The organism is Polaribacter vadi, from assembly GCF_001761365.1.
Taxonomy (GTDB): Bacteria; Bacteroidota; Bacteroidia; order Flavobacteriales; family Flavobacteriaceae; genus Polaribacter; species Polaribacter vadi.
Genome location: NZ_CP017477.1, coordinates 311,040 through 334,290, shown reverse-complemented (window position 1 = coordinate 334,290; position 23,251 = coordinate 311,040). Strand labels below are relative to the sequence as shown.

General features: G+C 29.5%; 18 protein-coding genes. 7 read left to right on the top strand and 11 right to left on the bottom strand.

All coding sequences use genetic code 11. The features are described 5' to 3' along the window. Nucleotides 1–45 precede the first annotated feature (45 nt). Both LPB03_RS01445 and LPB03_RS01440 read left to right on the top strand, forming a co-directional pair. Complete coding sequence (locus LPB03_RS01445; protein ID WP_065318248.1) at nt 46–843, top strand: ABC transporter ATP-binding protein; 798 nt, start codon at nt 46–48, stop codon at nt 841–843. 67 nt (nt 844–910) lie between these two features. Beyond that, a complete protein-coding gene (locus LPB03_RS01440) occupies nt 911–1,969 on the top strand; it encodes a M28 family metallopeptidase (RefSeq protein WP_065318249.1) in 1,059 nt (352 codons plus the stop codon). A 139-nt stretch (nt 1,970–2,108) separates the two neighbouring features. On the opposite strand, the gene LPB03_RS01435 is transcribed toward LPB03_RS01440, so the two are convergent. From LPB03_RS01435 to LPB03_RS01425, 3 genes are all read right to left on the bottom strand, one after another. Continuing rightward, the gene (locus LPB03_RS01435) at nt 2,109–2,438 is read right to left on the bottom strand and encodes a hypothetical protein (protein WP_065318250.1); all 330 of its coding nucleotides are present in this window, start codon (nt 2,436–2,438) and stop codon (nt 2,109–2,111) included. 1 nt (nt 2,439) lies between these two features. Further along, a complete protein-coding gene (locus LPB03_RS01430; protein ID WP_231953125.1) occupies nt 2,440–3,282 on the bottom strand; it encodes a sulfurtransferase in 843 nt (280 codons plus the stop codon). Between the two features lie 92 nt (nt 3,283–3,374). Beyond that, on the bottom strand, nt 3,375–4,703 hold the full coding sequence (locus tag LPB03_RS01425) for a dicarboxylate/amino acid:cation symporter (protein WP_065318252.1): 1,329 nt from the start codon (nt 4,701–4,703) through the stop codon (nt 3,375–3,377). 123 nt (nt 4,704–4,826) lie between these two features. Between LPB03_RS01425 and LPB03_RS01420 the strand changes: the two genes are divergently transcribed. Beyond that, nucleotides 4,827–5,468: a DUF937 domain-containing protein gene (locus LPB03_RS01420; protein WP_065318253.1), complete on the top strand. Its 642-nt coding sequence runs from the start codon at nt 4,827–4,829 to the stop codon at nt 5,466–5,468. Between the two features lie 108 nt (nt 5,469–5,576). Here LPB03_RS01420 and bshA read toward each other — a convergent pair whose 3' ends face one another. From bshA to dnaB, 5 genes are all read right to left on the bottom strand, one after another. After that, complete coding sequence (gene bshA / locus LPB03_RS01415) at nt 5,577–6,713, bottom strand: N-acetyl-alpha-D-glucosaminyl L-malate synthase BshA (protein ID WP_065318254.1); 1,137 nt, start codon at nt 6,711–6,713, stop codon at nt 5,577–5,579. Between the two features lie 183 nt (nt 6,714–6,896). Next, complete coding sequence (locus LPB03_RS01410; protein ID WP_065318255.1) at nt 6,897–7,742, bottom strand: transketolase; 846 nt, start codon at nt 7,740–7,742, stop codon at nt 6,897–6,899. 102 nt (nt 7,743–7,844) lie between these two features. After that, nucleotides 7,845–9,305: a TlpA family protein disulfide reductase gene (locus LPB03_RS01405; RefSeq protein ID WP_065318256.1), complete on the bottom strand. Its 1,461-nt coding sequence runs from the start codon at nt 9,303–9,305 to the stop codon at nt 7,845–7,847. Between the two features lie 10 nt (nt 9,306–9,315). Then, complete coding sequence (locus tag LPB03_RS01400) at nt 9,316–10,500, bottom strand: asparagine synthetase B (RefSeq protein ID WP_065318257.1); 1,185 nt, start codon at nt 10,498–10,500, stop codon at nt 9,316–9,318. A 159-nt stretch (nt 10,501–10,659) separates the two neighbouring features. Next, nucleotides 10,660–12,171, bottom strand: coding sequence for a replicative DNA helicase (gene dnaB / locus LPB03_RS01395; RefSeq protein ID WP_065318406.1), 1,512 nt, complete (start codon nt 12,169–12,171; stop codon nt 10,660–10,662). Between the two features lie 137 nt (nt 12,172–12,308). On the opposite strand from dnaB, the gene LPB03_RS01390 reads away from it, so the two are divergent. From LPB03_RS01390 to LPB03_RS01380, 3 genes are all read left to right on the top strand, one after another. Next, nucleotides 12,309–13,385 carry a DUF3810 domain-containing protein gene (locus tag LPB03_RS01390; RefSeq protein WP_065318258.1) on the top strand — a complete coding sequence of 359 codons (1,077 nt, stop codon included), beginning with the start codon at nt 12,309–12,311 and terminating at the stop codon, nt 13,383–13,385. Nucleotides 13,386–13,561: 176 nt separating this feature from the next. Continuing rightward, nucleotides 13,562–16,537 carry an amidohydrolase family protein gene (locus LPB03_RS01385; protein WP_065318259.1) on the top strand — a complete coding sequence of 992 codons (2,976 nt, stop codon included), beginning with the start codon at nt 13,562–13,564 and terminating at the stop codon, nt 16,535–16,537. A 5-nt stretch (nt 16,538–16,542) separates the two neighbouring features. Beyond that, the gene (locus LPB03_RS01380; RefSeq protein WP_065318260.1) at nt 16,543–17,838 is read left to right on the top strand and encodes an amidohydrolase family protein; all 1,296 of its coding nucleotides are present in this window, start codon (nt 16,543–16,545) and stop codon (nt 17,836–17,838) included. Nucleotides 17,839–18,520: 682 nt separating this feature from the next. Here LPB03_RS01380 and typA read toward each other — a convergent pair. The 3 genes from typA to LPB03_RS01365 form a co-directional block, all read right to left on the bottom strand. Beyond that, a complete protein-coding gene (typA, locus tag LPB03_RS01375; RefSeq protein ID WP_065318261.1) occupies nt 18,521–20,293 on the bottom strand; it encodes a translational GTPase TypA in 1,773 nt (590 codons plus the stop codon). 293 nt (nt 20,294–20,586) lie between these two features. Continuing rightward, on the bottom strand, nt 20,587–20,883 hold the full coding sequence (locus LPB03_RS01370) for an LETM1 domain-containing protein (protein ID WP_065318262.1): 297 nt from the start codon (nt 20,881–20,883) through the stop codon (nt 20,587–20,589). After that, entirely contained in the window at nt 20,883–22,046 is a 1,164-nt protein-coding gene (locus LPB03_RS01365) for a proline dehydrogenase family protein (RefSeq protein WP_065318263.1), read from the bottom strand. The genes LPB03_RS01370 and LPB03_RS01365 overlap by 1 nt, the downstream gene beginning before the upstream one ends. Nucleotides 22,047–22,134: 88 nt before the next feature. Here LPB03_RS01365 and aroB point away from each other — a divergent pair, with 88 nt between their 5' ends. Next, entirely contained in the window at nt 22,135–23,193 is a 1,059-nt protein-coding gene (aroB, locus tag LPB03_RS01360) for a 3-dehydroquinate synthase (protein ID WP_065318264.1), read from the top strand. Nucleotides 23,194–23,251: the final 58 nt, after the last annotated feature.

The window sequence follows — 23,251 nt, the reverse complement described above, 5'->3', positions numbered from 1 at the left end:
ATTCAATATATCGAAGGTAAGATTCAACATTAAAACAATTACACAATTAAACAACAAAAAGAAAATATAGTCCTAAAAACTGAAAACCTAAGCATTGGTTATCAATCTAAAAAAGCGCAAAATATTGTTGCTTCAAAGATTGATATTGCTATTGAAAAAGGCAAATTAGTAGCGGTTTTAGGTAAAAACGGAATCGGAAAATCTACCTTATTAAGAACCATTGCTAAAGTGCAAAACCCTTTACATGGTGATATTTTTATCAACCAAAAAAACATAGAAAAATATTCAAATAAAGACCTTTCTACTGTTTTGAGTTTGGTATTAACTGAACGTTTACCAGAAAGCCAAATGACCGTTTTTGAATTGGTTGCTTTGGGCAGACAACCTTACACAAATTGGATAGATTCACTTTCTGAAACTGATTTAGAAAAAATAAATTGGGCAATTGAACAAACTGAAATCAATCATTTAAAAGATAAATTCTTTTATGAGTTGAGTGATGGACAACTACAACGTGTTTTAATTGCAAGAGCTTTGGCACAAGATACAGACATTATTATTTTAGATGAACCTACTGCTCATTTAGATTTGCATCACACTATAAAAATATTTTCTTTATTAAAGAAATTGGTTTCTGAAACTTCTAAAACCATTATGCTATCTACTCACGAAGTAAATTTAGCGATTCAGTTTGCGAATGAAATTGTTTTATTTACAGATGATAAAATTTTTACAGGAACTCCAACTGAATTGATATCAAAAAATGCGTTTGATAATTTATTCTCTAAAGAAATTGTAATTTTTAACAGAAATTTGCAACAATTTATAATAAACAAAAAGTAATTTTGAAGAAGCTGTAACTTTTTGTTACATTTGGATACTAATAAATTAAATAAATAATTTTTAATCGATGAGAAAAATACTTTATATGGCTAGTGCAGTCGCTTTTATGGCTTGCAGTTCTAGTAAAAATGCGTCTAATGATGATGATGCTAATGTAGATCAAGCTGCAAAATATGCAGCAACAATTACAGCTAAAGATTTAGGTGCTCACTTATTTACATATGCTTCAGATGAGTTTGAAGGAAGAGAAACTGGTGAACCTGGACAGAAAAAAGCCGTTGAATATTTAAAAAACTTTTATGTAAGTAACGAAATCGTATCGCCTTTAGGAGGAGATGATTATTTTCAAGAAGTACCTGCAGAATGGATTAATAAAAATACACGTAGAGGAAAATATAACGATTCAGAAAATGTAGTTGCATTTATTAAAGGTTCTGAAAAGCCAGATGAAATTATTGTTATTTCAGCACATTTAGATCATGAAGGTATTAAAGGTGAAGAAATTTACAATGGTGCAGATGATGATGGTTCTGGAACTGTTGCTATGCTAGAAATTGCAGAAGCATTTCAAATGGCTGTAAAGGCTGGAAAAGGTCCAAAAAGATCTATCTTATTTTTACATGTAACTGGTGAAGAAAAAGGTTTATTAGGTTCTAAATATTATGCTGATGAAGATCCAATTTTTCCTTTAGCTAACACAGTTTGTGATTTAAATATTGACATGATTGGTAGAACTGATGACAGACATAAAGCTGATCCAAATTATGTTTATTTAATTGGTTCTGATAAATTAAGTACTGAGTTGCATAATATATCTGAAGCTATAAACGCAAAATACACAAACATCAATTTAGATTATAAATATAATGATGAGAATGATCCAAATCGTTTTTACTACAGATCTGATCATTATAACTTTGCAAAAAACAATGTGCCAATTATTTTTTACTTTAATGGTACTCACGTAGATTACCATAAGCCAACTGATACTCCTGACAAAATTAATTACGAATTGTTAGAAAATAGAACACGTTTGGTTTTCCATACTGCTTGGGAAGTTGCCAACAGAGAAGCTAGAATTGTAGCTGATAAAGCTGAAGTTAAAAAAGAAGAAACAGGAAAGTAATTTCTTATTTTTATTGATATTAAAAAGCCAAGTAATTTAAATTACTTGGCTTTTTCTATTTCTTTTTATAGATGAAAAAATATTTTATATCTCTTTATTTTTTATGTAATAACAGGTTATTGAACTAATGTTTTAAAAATCAATCAATAATTTTTCTTAAAATAGTAAATACTTTTTTCTCAAGAACATCAACAGAGCCATCTGCAAAAAATACGTTTTTAATATCTCTGATTAAATCCTCTTTTTCATTTTGATTTAATTTATTTTCTGAAATATATTGCTGAATTTTATTCAGATTTTCTTCATCAGAATCTACAATTACTTCTGTATGGATTTTATGATACGTTGTAGAATTCACTCTCGATAAAATATAATTTTCTTCTTCTTTTGATTCAAAGAAGTTACAATGTGCAGCATATAAAAGCACATACGCTTCAAATTCTTTTTGAGTCCAATCTAATTTTTCCATTTTATTTTTCTATTGGTAAATTTTCTGTGGATGCCCATTCTGTCCAAGAACCATCATACACAGCATGATTTTTAAAACCAGCTATTTCTGCTCCTAAAGCCAACACAGCTGCAGTAATTCCTGATCCACAAGAAAATATAAAATCTTTGTTTTTAGGATTCTTTTCCTTAAATATTTCTTTTAAATCTTTTGCTGATTTTAATTTACCATCAACAATAATTTCAGTAATTGGAAAACTAATGGAGTTTGGAATATGGCCTCCTTTTAACCCTTTTCTTGGTTCTGGTTCAGTTGCATAAAAACGTCCTTTTGAACGAGCATCAGCAATTAAAAATTTATCATTTTCAATTTCTTTTAAAACATCTTCTGTAAACTTTACTTTTTGTGGTTGATAATCAACCCTAAAATTTCCTCTTTTAGGTTGATGAGAAAATGGTTTTTCAATTGGGTATTCTTTCTTTTTCCATTCAGGAAAACCGTCATTTAAAACTGCAATATTTTTGAACCCCATCAATTGAAAAAGCCACCAAACTCTTGGTGAGGAATACATTCCTAAATCATCATACACAACAATACAACTGTTATTGTTAATACCTAATTCTTGCGCCTTTTCTTCAAATTCCTTTGGTGATAATATGGTGTTTGGAAATGGCGCATTTTTATCAGAAAAAACAGCTTGTATATCAAAAAATATAGCGTTTTTAATTTGATGTTTCTCTCCTATTCCCTCCTCTTTTGATGTAACTTTTGGAATTGTGGCATCTAAAATAATTAGATGTTCATTTTCTAAATTAGAAAACAACCAATCTACAGAAACTAAAGGTGAGTTTATCTTTAAAGACATCATTTAAAATTCTTAAATCTAGCGTAAAATAAAAAAACATTACTCTTTATTTACATTATAATTAACTGTAAACTGACACTGGAAACTGTTAACTATTTCACATCATCATAATCATCATCCCAATTTTTAGGTTTAGGATTATCGTGTAATTTACCAACAGATTTTGCTACCAAACTTGCTACAGTTGCATCTCCAGTAACATTAATTACAGTTCTACACATATCAAGAGGTCTATCAACTGCAAAAATTAATGCCAAACCTATGGCTAGTTTATCCGCAGGAAAATTAACGGATTCTAATACAATTACTAACATTACCATTCCTGCTCCAGGAACTGCAGCAGATCCAATTGAAGCTAATAACGCTGTTAAAATAATGGTTAATTGACCTGTAAACGTTAAATCGAACCCAAGAGCTTGCGCAATAAAAACGGCTGCAACTGCTTGATATAATGAAGTTCCATCCATATTTATGGTAGCTCCAACAGGCAACACAAAACTAGAAACTTCTTTATCAACACCTATATGTTCTTCAACACGTTCCATAGTTACAGGTAAAGTTGCTGCACTTGAACTTGTAGAAAATGCTAATAATTGAGCAGGACTTAATTGCTTCAAAAACCAAAATGGATTCTTTTTCGTGAAAATACTTATTAAAATCATATAGAAAATCACCATCAATAATAAACCACCAACCACAGTAAGTGCATATTTTAAAAGTGCAATTAGTAAATCTGGATCATTAGATGAAACTACCACATTTGCCAACAATGCAAAAACTGCATAAGGAGCAAAAAGCATAATTAAATCGACCATTTTTAAAACTACTTCATTTAAAGAATCAAAGAAATCTTTTAATGGTTTTGCTCTTTTCTCGCCAATTAATAACATAGAAATACCAAGAAAAATAGTAAAGAAAATTACTTGTAACATAGAGGTGTTATCACCCAAAGCTTTTATAGCATTGTCTGGAACCATGTCTTCTAAAAACTGTAAAGGACCTGTATTTCTTTGTTTAGAAGCTTCCGATAATTTATCTTGTACACCTCCACTATTTGCGTAAGTTTCTGTAAGTTTGGTGATTGTATCTTCAGAGATTCCTTCTCCAGGTTTTACAACATTTACCAATAACAAACCAATTGTAATAGCAATAACAGTGGTACCAATATAAATGGCGATGGTTTTTAAACCAATATTTTTAAATTTTGAAATATCTTTTAAATCTGATATTCCTTTTACTAAAGACGCTATAATTAAAGGAACTGCTATTAATTTTAATAATTTTACAAAAATAGTTCCAAATGGATTTATCCAATTTAAAATAAATTTTGCTCCTCCATCTACAGTTGTCATTCCTAATCCAAAAAGGATTCCAACAACCATTCCTATTAAAATTTGCCAGTGTAATTCTAATTTTTTCATACTATATTATAAACGTTTTTTAAAAAATGAAAGATAGAAAAATATTTAAACTTATAAGTGACTTTATTCTTATATTGTGTCATATTACTATAAAGTAAACATATTAATTATTAAAAATACAAAATGGCAGGAATTTTAGATTTATTAAATAGTGATTTAGGAAAACAAATAGTATCTGGTGTAGCAGGATCTACAGGTACAGATTCAAGTAAAACAAGTAGTGTTTTAACGATGGCTTTACCAGTTTTAATGAAAGCAATGGAAAGAAATGCTGCAACTCCTGAAGGTGCACAAAGTTTACAAAATGCTTTAGAAAATAAACATGATGGTAGTATTTTAGACAATCTTGGAGGTTTGTTTGGTGGTGGAGTTGATGAGAGTGTAAAACAAGATGGAGCAGGAATTTTAAGCCATATTTTAGGAGCTAAACAACAAGGTGTTGAGCAAGTTATTGGACAAAAAGCTGGTTTAGATGCTGGTTCTGTTGCAAATATTTTAAAAGTTGCTGCTCCTTTAGTAATGGGAATGTTAGGAAAACAAAAGAAAGAACAAAACGTAAATTCTTCTGGAGATTTAACTGGACTTTTAGGAGGTTTATTAGGTGGAAGTTCTGCTAGTAACGAACAAAATTTTCTTGAGAAAATTTTAGATGCTGATGGTGATGGAAGTGTTATAGATGATGTTGCTGGAATGTTTTTAGGAGGCGATAAGAAATCTTCTGGAGGTGGACTTGGAGGAATGCTAGGTGGTATGTTTGGAAAATAATTTTTAAGTTGGAAGATGAAGTTAGAAGCATGAAGTTGGAAAATTAGATATTGAAATTAGAATAGATAAAAAAAGCTCAAACAGATTAACGTTTGAGCTTTTTTTATGTTACTTCACTTCACTTTTGTAACAAGATTTATAAATCTCTTCATATACAGGTAAAATATTTTCTAACGAAAAATGTTTGGTATGTTCTTGTGCATTTAGTTTAAAACGTTCTAAAACATCATCGTGTTTTAAAATAGAAATTGCATTTTTAGCCATGTCCTCAACATCGCCTAAATTGCTTAAGAAACCTGTTTCTCCATGAATATTTACTTCTGGCAAACCTCCTGTATTCGTAGAAATTATTGCTGTTTTTGCAGCCATTGCTTCTAAGGCTGCTAAACCAAAACTTTCTGTTTTAGAAGGCAGTAGAAAAACATCTGAATAACATAAAATCTTATCAATTTCTGTACTATTTCCTAAAAAGAAAACTTTGTTATGTATGCCTAGTTTTTTCGTTAAAAGTTCTGCTTTTTTTCTGTCTGGTCCTTCTCCAATCATCAATAATTTTGATGGAATTTCTTTTTGAACTTCATAGAAAACTTTAATAACATCTTCTACCCTTTTAACAGGTCTAAAATTACTAATATGTGTTAGAATACGTTCATTGGGTTCTGCCAAAGCACTTCTTTTACATTCTTCATTTTCTGCTTTGTTATATTTATTTACATCAATAAAATTATAAATAACTTTAATATCTTTTTTGATATTAAAAAGTTGATTTGTGGTTTCTTTCAGGTTATTTGAAACTGCTGTTACTACATCAGAATTATTAATACTAAATTCTACTGCTGTTTTATAGGTTGGGTGGCTACCTACCAAAGTAATATCTGTACCATGCAAAGTAGTAACTACTTTTATTTCAATTCCTTTTTCTCTTAACATTTGCTTTGCCATAAAAGCAGCATACGCATGTGGAATTGCATAATGAACATGTAAAACTTCCAATTCATATTTCTGAACAACTTCAACCATTTTACTAGACAATGCTAACTCATAAGGTTGATATTGAAATAATGGATATTCTTCTATTAAAACTTGATGAAAATGTAATTTATGTGATATAAAATCTAAACGAACTGGTTGATTGTAGGTTATAAAATGAACTTCATGCCCTTTATCTGCCAAAGCCATTCCTAATTCTGTTGCTACTACTCCACTTCCTCCAAAAGTTGGATAACAAACAATTCCTATTTTCATAATTTTATTAAAAGTTTAAAAATTCAATAATTCAAAAGCTGAATGATTGTACAAAATTTGTTAGTTGTAAAGATAAAAGGATTCTTACAGTATACATCCAAATAAATTCATAAAAAAAGAGTTATTCATTTTAAATGAACAACTCTTTTTAAATATTTCAATTCTTTATTTACGAATATTTTTTTAATAATCTCCTAAAGTTGCAGGGTTTTGAGCCAAAGCATTTTCTAACTGCTCATCATTTGGTGCTTTTCCATGCCAAGCGTGTGTATTCATCATAAAATCTACTCCATTCCCCATTTCTGTATATAATAAAATACAAACTGGTTTTCCTTTTCCTGTTAATGATTTTGCTTCTTTTAGTCCAGCTAAAATTGCTTCAATATCATTTCCTTCTTTTACTTCTAAAACATCCCAACCAAAAGCTTCAAATTTTGCTTTGATGCTTCCCATTGGTAAAACATCGTCTGTAGCACCATCAATTTGCTTTCCATTTAAATCGATAGTTGCAATTAAATTATCTACTTTTTTACCTGAAGCATACATAATTGCTTCCCAGTTTTGCCCTTCTTGCAATTCTCCATCACCATGTAAAGTATACACAATTTTATCATCACCATTTAACTTTTTTGCTTGTGCAACACCTAATGCAACAGACATTCCTTGCCCTAAAGATCCAGAAGCAATTCTAATTCCTGGTAAACCTTCGTGCGTTGTTGGATGACCTTGTAAACGAGAATCTATCAATCTAAACGTGCTTAATTCTTCTACTGGAAAAAAGCCACTATGAGCCAAAACACTATAATAAACAGGAGAAATATGTCCATTAGAAAGGAAAAATAAATCTTCGTTTTTTCCATCCATTTTAAAATCCGTAGAATAATCCATTACTTCTTGATACAAACAAGTAAAAAATTCTGCACAGCCTAAAGAACCTCCTGGATGACCAGAATTTACTTTATGAACCATTCTTAAAATATCTCTACGAACTTGTTGTGTAAAATCTTGTAATTCTTTAGTTGTTGGCATTGTATACTTTTTAATTTATATCGACAAAAATACAAAAGTGATTGTATTGATAATAGATAAAATAGCAATTTATTTGATATTTGTTAACAGTTTTAAAAAAAGTTAATTTAAAAGTTTTTCTATATCTTTTTTTAAATTTTCAGAGCTAGGTCTAGATGCATTTTCATAGATTAAATCTCCTTTTTTATTATACAATAAATATCTAGGAATTGTATTGATTTCTAAATCTTTATAAAAATCTGCTGAAGGATAATTAGTAGCTAAAAAACTAAATTTATTATTTAAATCTAAATTTTTAAGAGAATTGAACCAGACTTGCTTTTTTTTATCAATAGATATATAAACGAATATAATATCTTCATCTTTAAAATATTCACTTAATAATTTTGATGCTGGAAATTCTTTTATACATGGAGCACACCAACTAGCCCAGAAATCAATATAAATTACACGTCCTTTATATTTATTTATAAAATCTTGCAAAGTAGATTCTTCAGAATTTACATTTAATAATGTTACATTTTTTGAAGAGTAATTTTTATTGATATCTATTAAATAATCAGATTCAAAGCTTTCATTAAATTTTGATTCTGGATATTCCTCTTTGTATTTGTTAAAATAACTTATTAGTTCATTAGAACTTTGTTTACTTAAAGCTATTTGATGCAAGCAAAATTCTCTAAAAAATTGTAGCTGTTTTCCTTTAAAGAAATTAGGTAACTTATCAAAAGCTATTTTATAATCTGCATTAATTATAGAACTTTCTAAGATTATATTAATAATAAAATTATTCAAATATCCGTATGAAACAAATTCATCTTTATAGGCTATTTCACTTTCAAAAAAAAGTTTATCAATTTTATCTAAATAGTATTGATCTTTTGTTAAGTTATAATTTTGAAGTAAAGATGTATAATAATTAAAATTTAATTTAGACAATTCACTCAAATAATTTGATTTACTTAGTTGTTTCTTTTTGAAAATAGTTGATAAAATTTGCTGTTTTTTAATAAATTTCTTCTCCTTAAATTCATCTAATTTTCTGAATTTTCGCAAATTTGATAATATATATTCTTTGTTAGGTATTATCTTATTTTCGCTAGTAATAGAATTAAATTTTTTGAAATATTTATTATAATTTAGTATCTCTTTCTCAGCATTTAATAAATATAATTTATCAATAGAAATTGTATCAAACTTCATCAATTTTCTATTTAAAAGATTTATAACAATCTCTTTGTTTGTTATATTTATTTTAACAGTATCGTTTGATAAAATGTTTAATACTTTAAAAGAATTATTATTTTTAATATAAATCTTTTTAGAAATATTAGTTTTTATAATAATTATGTCTTTATCATTTTTAGAATCTCTGTCTAATTTAGAAAAACTTAAAGCATCAATTCCACTTCCAAAGTTTGTTAAAATGTTTTCTTTATTATTGATAAAAAAAACAACTTGATTGGAGTTTTCAATAACATTATCTGATTTTTTGTTGATGTTTTCTTTATGATTACAACAAGAAAAAACAAAGAATATTAAGAATAAAAAATTATTTTTCATGATAAAAAAATCAGGTCTTCTGTTTCTTCTTTTTAGCTGCAGGAAACAATACATTATTTAATATTAATCTGTAGCCAGGTGAAGTTTTGTGTAAATCGAGTTCCGTTTTTGGATCGCCAACTCTATGTGTGTAATCTTCTGGATCATGACCTCCATAAAAAGTAAACATTCCTTTTCCTTTGGTTCCATGAATATATCTTGCTTCTCTATTGGTTCTATTTTCACCTAAAACTAACACATTTGTTTTTACGGTGTTTCTATCAAAAGAAGTTGTTTGCCCCATAAAACCTTTCACCAAAGTTGTATGATTTTGAGTTAACATGGTTGGCACAGGATCCCATTTTGCAGAAAATTCTATCAACGAAAAATAATCTGAGGTTTTTGGAATTCTACGTTTTCTTGTCATATCAATAGAAGAAAACTCATACGTAATTGGGTTTCTTTCCAACTCAAAATCTTTAAAAGCAAATGTTTTATTAAAATTTATTTTAGATTGATAATTCATTTCTGAGGCATCACCATCAAACATGGCTTCTGCAATATCAACACCTTCTGCTGCTAAAGCAATATCAAAACTATCTGTTGCAGAACACATAGCAAACATAAAACCACCTCCAATTACATAATCTCTAATTTTTTTTGCGACTGCTAATTTTTCTTCGGATACTTTATTGTACCCTAATTCTTTTGCTAATTTCTCAGCATTTAATTTTGCATCAATATACCAAGGAGTTGTTCTAAATGAACCGTAAAACTTTCCATATTGACCTGTAAAATCTTCATGATGCAAATGCAACCATTCGTAAATTAAGAGTTTATCCGCTAAAACGTCTTTGTCGTAAATTACATCAAAAGGAATTTCTGCATACGTTAAAACCATAGTTACAGCATCATCCCAAGGCATTTTATCTTTTGGAGAATATACTGCAATTTTTGGCGCTTTTTCTAAAGTTACAGCTTCCTGGTTTGAGGATGGAGCAGAAATTTCCTGCAATATTAACTGTGCTTTTGCATCAGAAATAATTTGATAAGAAACACCGCGAATTTTACATTCGTTTTCGATGGCTTTATTATTTTCAATTAAAAAAGCACCTCCATCATAATTCAACAACCATTTCGATTTTAAACCAGCTTCTAAACCAAAATATACAATTCCATACGCTTTTAAATGATTTCTTTGATTATCATGATTCATAGGCACATAAATAAAGGATGCCCAAATTGAATTTGTAGTTAGTATAAATGTTAGTATTGTGAAGAGTTTTTTCATATTAAAAACTAAAATACACAATTACTTGAAAGCAATTGTGTATTTATATAAATTTAATATTTTTTAACAAATGTCGATTATCGACTAAAAAGGAACATCATCTCCAAAAGCATCTTTAGGATCAATTCCTCCTTCACCTGCAAAAGGATCATCTGGAAAATCTGCGTTCATAGAAGATTGGAATTCCGAACTAAAACCTTCCTCTAAATCAGAAAATTTTGCTAAGTGTCCTGTAAATTTCAAACGAATATTATCCAAACCACCATTTCTGTGTTTTGCCACAATAAATTCTCCTTGACCTTCACATGGTGTATGTTCATCATCATCCCATTCTGTCATTCCATAATATTCTGGTCTAAAAATGAAACTCACAATATCTGCATCCTGCTCAATTGCACCAGATTCACGTAAATCTGATAGTAAAGGCCTTTTAGAACCTCCACGTGTTTCTACAGCTCTCGATAACTGAGAAAGTGCAATTACTGGTACAGATAATTCTTTTGCTAATGCTTTTAAGTTTCTAGAAATCATCGAGATTTCTTGTTCACGATTTCCTCCTGCTTTTCCTCCAGCTGTCATTAATTGCAAATAATCAATGACAATTATTTTTACATTATGTTGCGAAACCAAACGTCTTGCTTTTGCTCGTAAATCGAATACAGAAAGCGATGGAGTATCATCAATAAAAATAGGTGCATCAGATAATTTCTTAACTTTTACATTTAATTGTTCCCATTCATGAGCCTCTAAATTACCTTTTCTTAATTTTTCTGATGTTAAACCCGTTTCTGAAGAAATCATACGAGTTATCAACTGAACAGAAGACATCTCTAAAGAAAATACTGCAACTCCATGACCAAAATCGATTGCCATGTTTTTTGCCATCGAAATTACAAATGCAGTTTTACCCATACCTGGTCTTGCTGCAATAATCACTAAATCTGAAGGCTGCCAACCAGAAGTTAACGCATCTAATTTTGTAAAACCAGTTTCCAAGCCAGACATTCCTTCTTGATTACCAATTTCCTGAATTTTTGTCAAAGCTTGTTTTACAAGAGAACCTGCATCTTCTGAACTCTTTTTTAAGTTACCTTGTGTAACTTCAAAAAGCTTTGCTTCAGCGTCATCTAATAAATCAAAAACATCTGTACTTTCATCATACGCATTTTCTATGATTTCTGATGATATTGAAATTAATTTACGCTGAATATATTTTTGTAAAATGATTCTAGCATGAAACTCAATATGTGCAGAAGAAGCTACTTTTTGAGTTAAACGAATTAAGGCAAAATCGCCACCAACAAATTCTAACTTTCCATTCTTTTTCAACAAATTAGAAACTGTTAAAATATCTATAGGTTCAGAATTTTGGAATAATTGATAAATTGCAGCATATATTTCTTGATGTTTTTGATCGTAAAAAGCATCTGCACTTAAAACATCAATAACATCATCAATTCCTTTTTTATCAATCATCATGGCTCCAAGCACAGCCTCTTCCAACTCCACTGCTTGTGGGGGAATTTTACCTTTTTCAAGACTAATAATTCTTGCTTTATCTATCTTTTTGCCTGCTACAGTATTCGTTTTTTCCATTGTTACAAATGTACTTTTTTTAGCTGTTAAATTGTACTTTGAAATACAATTTTCTTTGTTCACAAAAATGTATAAAAATTGTTATTAGAATGTTAATAACTACCTAACTTCCAAAATGAAATGTTATTTTTACCACAATGAAATGGAATAAGACTCATATTTTTTTAGCAATTTTTCTGCCAATTCAAGTTTTATTATTGCAAATTTTTGCAAAAAACCCTGCATTTGTAGAACGTTTTTACTCCAATGGAATTTATCCAACTATTTCATCTTTTTTTAGAATTATATTCGGTTGGATTCCTTTTTCTGTGGGAGATATTTTATTGGCTTTTGGTGTTTTTATTTTTTTTCGTTTTTTATATCGATTGATAAAAACGAGATTCCGAAATTTTATTCCGAAAATAATTCATTTAGTTGCTGTTTTATCCATAATTTATTTTTGCTTTTATCTTTTCTGGGGATTCAATTATTACAGAGAACCTTTGGCGAAAAACTTACACTATCAACAACAAAAATATACAACAGAACAACTTACAAAAGTTACCAAACATATTATTGAACAGCTAAATTTTTATCAACATAAAATTACACAAAACGATACTATAAAAGTTGAAAATAGTTATCAACCAAAAGAAATGTATAGGATTGCTTTTGCTGGTTACGAAAATTTAGCTACCGATTTTCCACAATTAAAATATCAACATATATCTGTAAAAAGTTCGTTAATGAGTTTATTACAAAGTTATAATGGAACTTCTGGTTATTTGAATCCTTTAACTGGTGAAGCTCATGTAAATGACAAAATTCCTAAAACGAGTTACCCAACAACAACCTGTCATGAAATGGCGCATCAAATTGGTTTTGCAGCTGAAAATGAGGCTAATTTTGTAGGTTTTTTAGCGGCCAATTATAATGACGATGTTTATTTTAAATACGCAAGTTATAGAATGGCTTTTGGATATTGTATTTCCGAAATTCGAAAACGAGATACCGAAAAATCTAAAGAACTTTGGCTAACCGTAAACAAAGGAATTATCAAAGATTTTAATGCGAGTTATGATTTTTGGGAGCAATACAAAAATCCTTTTGAACCTTTAGTTAAAAAAGGTTATAACGCTTACTTAAAAGCAAATAATCAAGCAAAAGGGGTTGAATCTTATAATTATGTAGTGGATTTGTTGATTTCCTATTTCGAGGATTCTAATCAACTTTAATTTTATCTGTCGCAAATTCGCGAATTCCTTGCTGAATTTAAAATTCAACTTTCAAATCAGTTTTCAAACAACTAAAAATCAATTTCTTAAAATTTTGTTAAAAACTAAATCATTTAACATTTTTCAAAATACATATCAATAAATTTATCATTAATTCAAAAAACAAATCAAACTACATGAAAAAACTATTTTTCCTACTCTTTTTCTTGTCGCTAACAGTTACACAGGCACAAGATTATTTTCCTACGGATTCTGGAGTAAAAACAGCAGAAAATGCAACTTTTGCATTTACAAATGCAACCATTTATGTAACACCAACAGAAGTTATTAAAAAAGGAACTTTATTAATTAAAGACGGTAAAGTTGTAAGTGTTGGTAAATCTGTAAAAATCCCTAAAGGCACAAGTACTACAGATTTAGAGGGCAAAACAATTTATCCATCTTTTATTGATATTTATAGCGATTTTGGTATTTCAAAGCCAAAAAGAAGTTCTAGCAACTCTAGATCAACTCAATATGACGCATCAAGAGAAGGCTATTATTGGAATGATCATATAAGACCAGACACAAACCCAATCGAATCTTTTAATTTTGATAATAAAAAAGCGAAAGAATTATTAGAAGCTGGTTTTGGAGCCGTAAATACGCATTTACAAGATGGTATTATTCGTGGAAATGGATTGCTGATTGCTTTAAATCCTAACTCATCAAACGCTTACAGAATTTTAGATACAAAATCTGCACAATATTTATCTTTCAATAAAAGTGTACAATCAAGACAAGCATATCCAGGTTCAAGAATGGGTGCAATGGCTTTATTACGTCAAGTTTATAATGACGCAGATTGGTATGCAAAAGGCAATATGAAAAATAAAGATATGGCTTTAGAGGCTTTAAATAGCAATAAAAATCTAATCCAAATTTTTGAAACTGGTAATCATTTAGATGCTGTAAGAGCAGATAAAGTTGGTGACGAATTTTCTATTCAATATACAATTGTTGGTTCTGGAGATGAATATGAAAGAATTGCAGATATTAAAGGAACCAATGCCAATTTTATAATTCCTATCGATTTTAGCAATGCTTACGATGTTTCAAATCCGCTTTTAGCGCAACAAATTTCGTTGCAAGATATGCGTAAATGGAATCAAGAGCCATCAAATTTGTCTGTTTTATCTAAAAACGGAGTTAATTTTGCATTAACCACACACAAATTAAAATCGGTTAAATCTTTTCATAAAAATTTACAAAAAGCCATTAAATATGGTTTTGACAAAGAAAAAGCATTAGCAGCTTTAACAACTATTCCTGCAAATATTATTGGAAATTCATCCTTAGGAAATTTAAAAACAGGAAGCTATGCAAACTTCATTATTACTTCTGGTGATATTTTTGATGCAAAAACTACACTTTTCGAAAACTGGGTTCAAGGAAATAAAAATGTTGTAAATGATATTGATGTAAAAGATATTTCAGGAACATATATGTTATCTGTAAATAATAAAAGTTATGATTTAATTATTTCTGGAGAAGGAGCTAAACAAAAAGCATCAATAAAATCAGGAGAAGATAAAATAAAATCTACTTTTTCTTTTAAAGATGATTGGATTGCTATCAACCTAAATGAAGATGGTAATTACACAAGAATGACTGGTAAAATCATAAACGACGCTAATGTAATGCAAGGAACTGCTTATGATAGTGAAGCAAATGAAACTTCTTGGTCTGCAAGTAAAAAGGTAGCAAAAGAAGAAACTAAAGAAGAGGATGAAGATGAAGACAAAAAAGAAAAAGAAGAAGATGTTCTTACAGTTTTACCTGTAAGTTATCCAAACATCGGTTTTGGAAACTTTACACAACCAAAATCTGAAACTATTTTAATCAAAAACGTTACTGTTTGGACAAGTGAAGATGCTGGAATCTTAGAAAATACAGATGTACTTTTAAAAGACGGAAAAATAGCTGAAATTGGTAAAAACTTAAAAGCGAGAAATGCTGTTGAAGTTGATGGAACAGGAAAGCATTTAACTGCTGGTATTGTAGATGAACACTCTCATATTGCAACTTCTGCTGTAAACGAAGGTGGTCAAAATTCTTCTGCAGAAGTAACTATAGAAGATGTTGTAGATCCTACAGACATCAATATTTATAGAAATATTTCTGGAGGTACAACTTCTGCTCAAATTTTACATGGTTCTGCAAATCCTATTGGGGGTCGTTCTGCAATTCTTAAATTAAAATGGGGAGAAAATGCCGATAATATGATTTATAACAATTCTCCTAAATTTATAAAATTTGCTTTGGGTGAAAATGTAAAACAATCTCGTTCTTCAAATGGAGTTCGTTTTCCACAAACAAGAATGGGTGTTGAGCAAATGTTTACCGATTATTTTACAAGAGCAAAAGAATATGAAGCTAAAAAGAAATCTGGAAAACCATACAGAAAAGATGCTGAAATGGAAACTTTGGTTGAAATTTTAAACGGAGAACGTTATATTTCTTGTCATTCTTATGTGCAATCAGAAATTAATATGTTAATGAAAGTTGCTGATAAAATGGGCTTTAAAGTAAATACATTTACTCATATTTTAGAAGGTTATAAAGTTGCTGATAAAATGGTTGAACATGGAGTTGGTGGTTCTACTTTTTCAGATTGGTGGGGTTATAAATACGAAGTGAATGACGCAATTCCTTTTAATGCAGCAATTATGCACAATGCAGGAGTTACAGTTGCTATTAATTCTGATGATAGAGAAATGTCTAGACGTTTAAATCAAGAAGCAGCAAAAACTATGAAATATGGTGGAATGTCTGAATTAGAAGCATGGAAAACAGTAACTATAAACCCAGCAAAATTATTACATATTGATGATAAAGTGGGTAGTATAAAAGTTGGTAAAGATGCTGATGTTGTTCTTTGGAGCGATTACCCAATGTCTATCTACGCAAAAGTGGAAAAAACCATAATTGATGGTAAAGTATTTTTTGATAGAACTGAAGATGCTAAAAAGCGAGAAGCAATCAAGCAAGAAAAAAGCATTTTAATCAATATGATGTTGAAAGAGAAAATGGGTGGTGGAAAAACAAAAGCTCCTATGATTAGAAAGGATAGAAATTTTGAATGTGATACTTTAGAAGAACTTAAAAACTAAAAAAGATGAAAAAAATATTATATAGTTTACTGTTTTTCTTTTTGATAGGAAATGTAAACGCACAACAAACACCTGCAGATAAACAAACCTCAGCAATTTCTATTGAAGGTGCAACTGCACATTTAGGAAATGGAGAAGTTATTGAAAATTCATTAATTATGTTTAATGATGGTAAAATAACTTTTGTGGGTTCTGCAATGTTGAAAATTGCAAGACAAGGAACCATCATAAATGCTAAAGGAAAGCATATTTACCCTGGTTTTATAGCTGCAAATGCAACGTTAGGTTTGGTAGAAATTGATGCTGTAAAAGCAAGTGATGATGAAGACGAAATTGGTCTTTTAAATCCTCATATTAGAAGTTTAATCGCTTATAATGCAGAAAGTAAAATTGTAGAATCTATGAGACCAAATGGTGTTTTAATGGCACAAATTACGCCTAGAGGTGGTTTGGTTTCTGGAACTTCATCTATTGTTCAATTAGATGCTTGGAACTGGGAAGATGCAGCTTTAAAAGTAGATGATGCAATTCATATGAATTGGCCAGGAAGTTTTACACGTGGTAGATGGTGGTTAGGAGAAGATCCTGCATTAAAAGCCGATCCAAAATATAGCGAAAATGTTGAGAGCATTAAATCTTATTTTGCAAATGCTAAAACTTATTTAGCAGGTAATATAGAAAAAACACATCTTCCATATAAAGCAATGAAAGGTCTTTTTGATGGTTCTCAAAAATTATTTATCCACGTTAATGGAGAAAAAGAAATTACAGATGCTGTTACAACTGCCAAAGAAGCTGGTATTGATAATATTGTAATTTTAGGTGGAGAAGGTGCAGAAAGTGTTGCAGATTTATTAGTAAAACATAATGTTGCTGTGGTTTTAAACAGACCTCATAGAAACCCAAATTCTGAAGATGATGCATACGATTATACTTATACAATTGCAAAAAAATTAACAGATAAAGGTATTTTAGTAAGTATAGGAATGGAAGGAGCAATGGAACGTATGAACACCAGAAATCTTCCTTTTTATGCTGGTACTTTTGCTGCACATGGTTTAGATAAAGAAGAAGCTTTAAAATTAATAACTTCTAATACAGCTAAAATTTTAGGAATAGATGATATGGCTGGAACGTTAGAAGTTGGTAAAGATGCTACTTTATTTATTTCTGATGGTGATGCTTTAGATATGAGAGGTAATATTTTATCGAAAGCTTATATTCAAGGTAGAGATATTAGTTTGGAAACACATCAAACAGAATTATGGAAACGTTATTCTGAAAAATATAAATCAAAATAAAGAAAATTTCTTTTAGATAAAAAAGGCTCGCAATTGCGAGCCTTTTTACTTTTAAATACTATATAAAATCTCCTTTTTCATTTACTTCTTCTTTTTCATAGTTTTTTAAATTACAATAAAAGTTAAGAGAAATCACATATTATTTGATGGCAAAATTGATTAAAATTCTACAAATATAAAATACCTACTATTAGGTATATTTGTGTTTTTTCGAGAAAACATTCTAAAAATATAAATGAAAAAACTATTCTTAAATCTTCTTTTAGTAAATACATTGTTCTTAAAATCTTATTCTTAAGATGATGTTGTAATTGAATCTTGCCTCGAAATTGATAAAGTTTCTGAAAGTTTAGTGTCAACACAATTTAAAGTTGATAAAATCGAAGAAATCATCTTTAAACTCATCAGTTGTTATGAAGTAGATTTTTCTATTACAGATTCTAAAATTTTTGATAATTCAATCAAATCAGTATACAAAGAATCAATAAAAGTGAGATTAACAAACCAGAAGTTTTGATTTTAATCTTTTATTTTCACCAAAGCAAAAGGTGTAAACAGTTTTTTTTTCAATTTACAAAAATATTGGACAAGCTATGATTAATTTATGTATAGAAAGTGTATAAAAAAAAGAGCCGCATAAAATGCAGCTCTTTTTTAAATATTTCAAAAATTAATTTTAAAACTATGCTTTAAAATTAATTTTACGCATACGTAAGCTTGAAGGTGTTACTTCTAAATACTCATCAGCTTTAATGTACTCCATATTTTCTTCTAAAGAGAAATCTACTTTCGGAGCAATTTTCATAGCATCATCTGTACCAGATTTACGCATGTTTGTTAATTGCTTTCCTTTAATTAAGTTAACAGCCATATCATCAGATTTACTGTTTTCACCAATTACTTGACCAACATAGATTTCTTGGTTGATATCAATAAAGAAAACTCCTCTATCTTGTAAACGGTTTAATGCGTAAGCAGTTGCTTTACCAGCTGCAGAAGAAACGATTGCTCCTTTAACTTCTTCAGTAAAATCTCCTTTATAAGGACCATATTCACTAAATCTGTGGTTTATAATTGCTGTACCACCAGTTGCCGTTAAAATTTTGTTTCTTAAACCAATTAATCCTCTTGAAGGAATAGAAAATTCTAAATGTTGTAAATCTCCTTTTGGTTCCATTACTAACATATCTCCTTTTCTTAAAGAAACTAAGTTAATTGCTTTAGAAGCCATGTCTTCTGGTACATCAATAGACAATGTTTCCATTGGCTCATGTTTCTTACCATCAATTTCCTTAAGAATAACTTGTGGTCTTCCCACTTGTAATTCATACCCTTCTCTACGCATTGTTTCGATTAATACTGATAAGTGTAAAACTCCACGTCCGAAAACGTTAAATTTATCTTCACTATCTGTAGTTTCTACTTTTAATGCAAGGTTTTTTTCTAATTCTTTAAATAAACGATCTCTTAAGTGACGAGAAGTTACAAATTTACCTTCTTTACCAAAGAAAGGAGAGTTGTTAATTGTAAACAACATACTCATTGTAGGTTGATCGATTTCTGTTCTAGGTAATGCTTCTGGGTTTTCTAAATCTGCAATTGTATCTCCAATTTCAAATCCTTCTAAACCAGTAATTGCACAAATATCTCCACAAGGAACTTTTTCTACTTGCACTTTACCCATCCCTTCGAATACGTGTAATTCTTTAATTCTAACTTTTTTGATAGAACCATCTGCTTTACATAAGCTATAATCTTTACCAACTTCTAAGTCTCCTCTAAAAACACGTCCAATTGCAATTCTTCCTGTAAATTTAGAAAAATCTAAAGAAGTAATTTGCATTTGTGGAGTTCCTTCATTGTATTTAGTTGCAGGAATAGATTCTAATACAGCATCTAATAAAGGTACAATATCTTCAGTTTGGTTTTTCCAATCTGTAGACATCCAGTTATTTTTTGCAGAACCATAAATAGTTGTAAAGTCTAATTGTTCTTCAGTTGCTTCTAGAGCAAACATTAAATCAAAAACTTTTTCGTGAACGATATCTGGAGTACAGTTTTCTTTATCTACTTTATTTACAACTACAATAGGAGTTAATCCTAATTCTAAGGCTTTACCTAATACAAAACGAGTTTGTGGCATTGGGCCTTCAAAAGCATCAACTAATAATAAAACACCATCAGCCATTTTTAATACACGTTCTACTTCTCCACCAAAATCGGCGTGACCAGGAGTATCAATAACGTTAATTTTTGTGTCCTTATACATAACAGAAACGTTCTTAGAAAGAATTGTAATTCCTCTTTCACGTTCTAAATCGTTATTATCTAACAATAAATCTGTACGTTCTTTACGATCGTCTAAAATTTTTGCTTGATCTATTATCTTGTCTACTAACGTCGTTTTTCCGTGATCGACGTGAGCAATAATTGCGATGTTTCTAATTTCGTGCATTTGTACTTTCTTAAATTTCGTGCAAAAGTAGTTGTTTCTATGCGATTTACACGATTTATGATGAATTATTTTATGTTATAATTTTTCTTTTATTTGAAGGAAAAAATAGCCTAAACACTAATTTTTTAAAAATTATTTTTCTTTTAAGCTTAAAAAAAGCTCTTAAAAAAGTGCGTTAGCGATTGAATGGCTTGTTTGAGCTCTTTTTGTTTTTCACAAAAAAGCGAGTAATGAAAGCGCGACTTGGTCCTGAATGTTTTCAGGATAAAGGAACGCCCAAAGAAATAAATTTGTTATTTTTCTTGTTTTGGAAAATCTTCTCTAAATGCAGAAGGTAAAATATCTGGAATTAGTTTAATTAAAAGGGGTAATAATAAGGCACCTCCAGGCAATAAAAAAACGGCTAATGCTGGGATAGATTTACAAATATCTAATAATTGTAGTTTAACTTTTATTTTTTCTTCTGGAGATAATTTTGAATGAGTAGATTTTTTGATCAAATACATTGCCTCTTTACTTTCAGACAATTCTTTATATAATCTTAATTTATTTCTTTGCAGTAAAATTTTAATTTCGTCTACAGTTTTCATTATAATTTTCTACGCTTACGCTCCGATTTTAAAAGATTTAATTCTCTACTTGTTTGCCCAGCTACTGAGGTATTTTCTTCTGCTCTTCTAATTAAATATGGCATTACATCTCTAACAGGACCAAAAGGTAAATATTTGGCTACGTTATACCCTTCGTTTGCTAAATTGTAGCTAATATGATCGCTCATGCCAAATAATTGACCAAACCAAAGTCTATAATCATTTTCTTGAATGTTAAACTGTTTGGCTAATTCCATGACTAAATAAGAACTATCTTCATTATGTGTACCAACAAATAAAGCCATTTTGGGACTTTCCATCATGTATTTTGTAGCTGCATCATAATTTTCATCAGTAGCTTTTTTGTTGATGCAAATTGGTGATGGATAACCTTTTTCTTCTGCTCTTTCTCTTTCTTTTTCCATATAAGCACCTCTCACTACTTTTAAACCAACATAAAAATCTTTTTCTTGTGCTTTTTTATGTAGGTCTTTTAAATAGTTAAACCTATCATGTCTATACATTTGTAATGTATTAAAAACAATAGCTTTTTTAGTGTTGTAGATTTCCATTAATTCTTCAATTAACTCATCTGCTGCTTTTTGCATCCAGCTTTCTTCTGCATCTATTAATAAAGGTACATCTTTTTCTACAGCAAGCTTACACACTTTATGAAAACGTGCTTCTACTCTACTCCATTCATCTTGTTCTTTTTGTGTTAGTTCTTTTCCTTCAGATATTTTTTGATATAACTCAAAACGTCCAAATCCTGTTGGTTTAAAAACGGCAAAAGGAATCGATTTTTTCTCTTCACAAAAATTAAGAATTTTAACAATCTTATCTAAAGCTCCATCAAAACTTTGTTCTTGGTCTTTACCTTCTACAGAATAATCTAACACACTATGTACATTTCCGTTCTTGTACATATTATCGATTATTGGCAAACAATCTTCTTCTGTTACACCACCACAAAAATGATCGAAAACTGTAGCACGAATTAAACCTTCTATTGGCAAATGTGCTTTTAGTGCAAAGTTGGTTACAGCACTTCCTATTTTAACCAATGGCTGATTTTGTATCATTTTAAACAAAAAATAAGCACGCTCTAATTGAGAATCCGTTTTTAAGGCAAAAGCAACTTGTGTATTGTCAAAAAGTTTCATACTATAACGTTTTAGTGGAACAAAGATAGTTGAAGAGGGTTAATAATTCAATAATTTCTATTTAATTTGCACTATCAATAATAATCCCATGAAAACAATTCAAGCAGTTTCTTATCCTGTTCATTTTCAAGAAGAAAGCTATACAGAGCTTAATAATTTAATCAATAAAAACAATTATTCTACTATTTTTATTTTAGTTGATGAGAATACTTTTGAGCATTGTTATCCTAAATTCATCCCTTTTTTAGACACAAATAAAACAATTGAACTCATAGAAATTGAATCTGGAGAAATTAATAAAAACCTAGAAACTTGTATTGGTGTTTGGAACGCAATTACAGAATTAGGTGGAGACAGAAAAAGTTTACTGATTACTTTAGGTGGTGGTGTTATTACAGATTTAGGTGGTTTTGTAGCATCTTGTTTTAAACGTGGAATCGATTTTGTAAACATTCCAACTACGTTACTTTCTATGGTTGATGCTTCTGTTGGTGGAAAAACAGGTGTTGATTTAGGCGTTTTAAAAAATCAAATTGGGTTGTTTGCGAATCCGCAAATGGTGCTAGTTGATCATCAATATTTAGAAACTGTTTCAGAAAGAGAAATAAAATCTGGCACTGCAGAAATTTTAAAATATGGATTAACCTATGATGTGAATTTATTCCATCAAATAAAAAACAATAAAGAGTTAGATATTAGTGATTTAATTTTTAGATCTGTCGAAATTAAAAACGAAGTTGTTTTGCAAGATCCAAAAGAGCAAAACTTGCGTAAGATTTTAAATTTCGGACATACTTTAGGACATGCAATTGAATCTTTTTATCTAGAATCTGAAGATAAAGAAAACCTAACTCATGGAGAAGCCATTGCAATTGGTATGGTTTGCGAATGTTACCTTTCTCACAAACTTTTAAATTTTCCTGTTGATAAAATTCATGAAGTTAAAGGGGTTGTTTTATCAATATATGATAAAACGAATCTTTTAAAAGAAGATTTTTCTGCCATTATGGATTTATTAAAACACGATAAGAAAAACGTAAACGGTCAAGTAAATTTTGTACTTTTAAATGATTTTGAAGATTTTAAAATTGATTGTAAAGTTCCTGAAGATTTGATTGTTGAAAGTTTGGAGTTTTATAATGAGTAAAATGATTTAAGAGTTAAAATTCAATTTAAGCCACATAAAAAAATCCTATCATTTAATA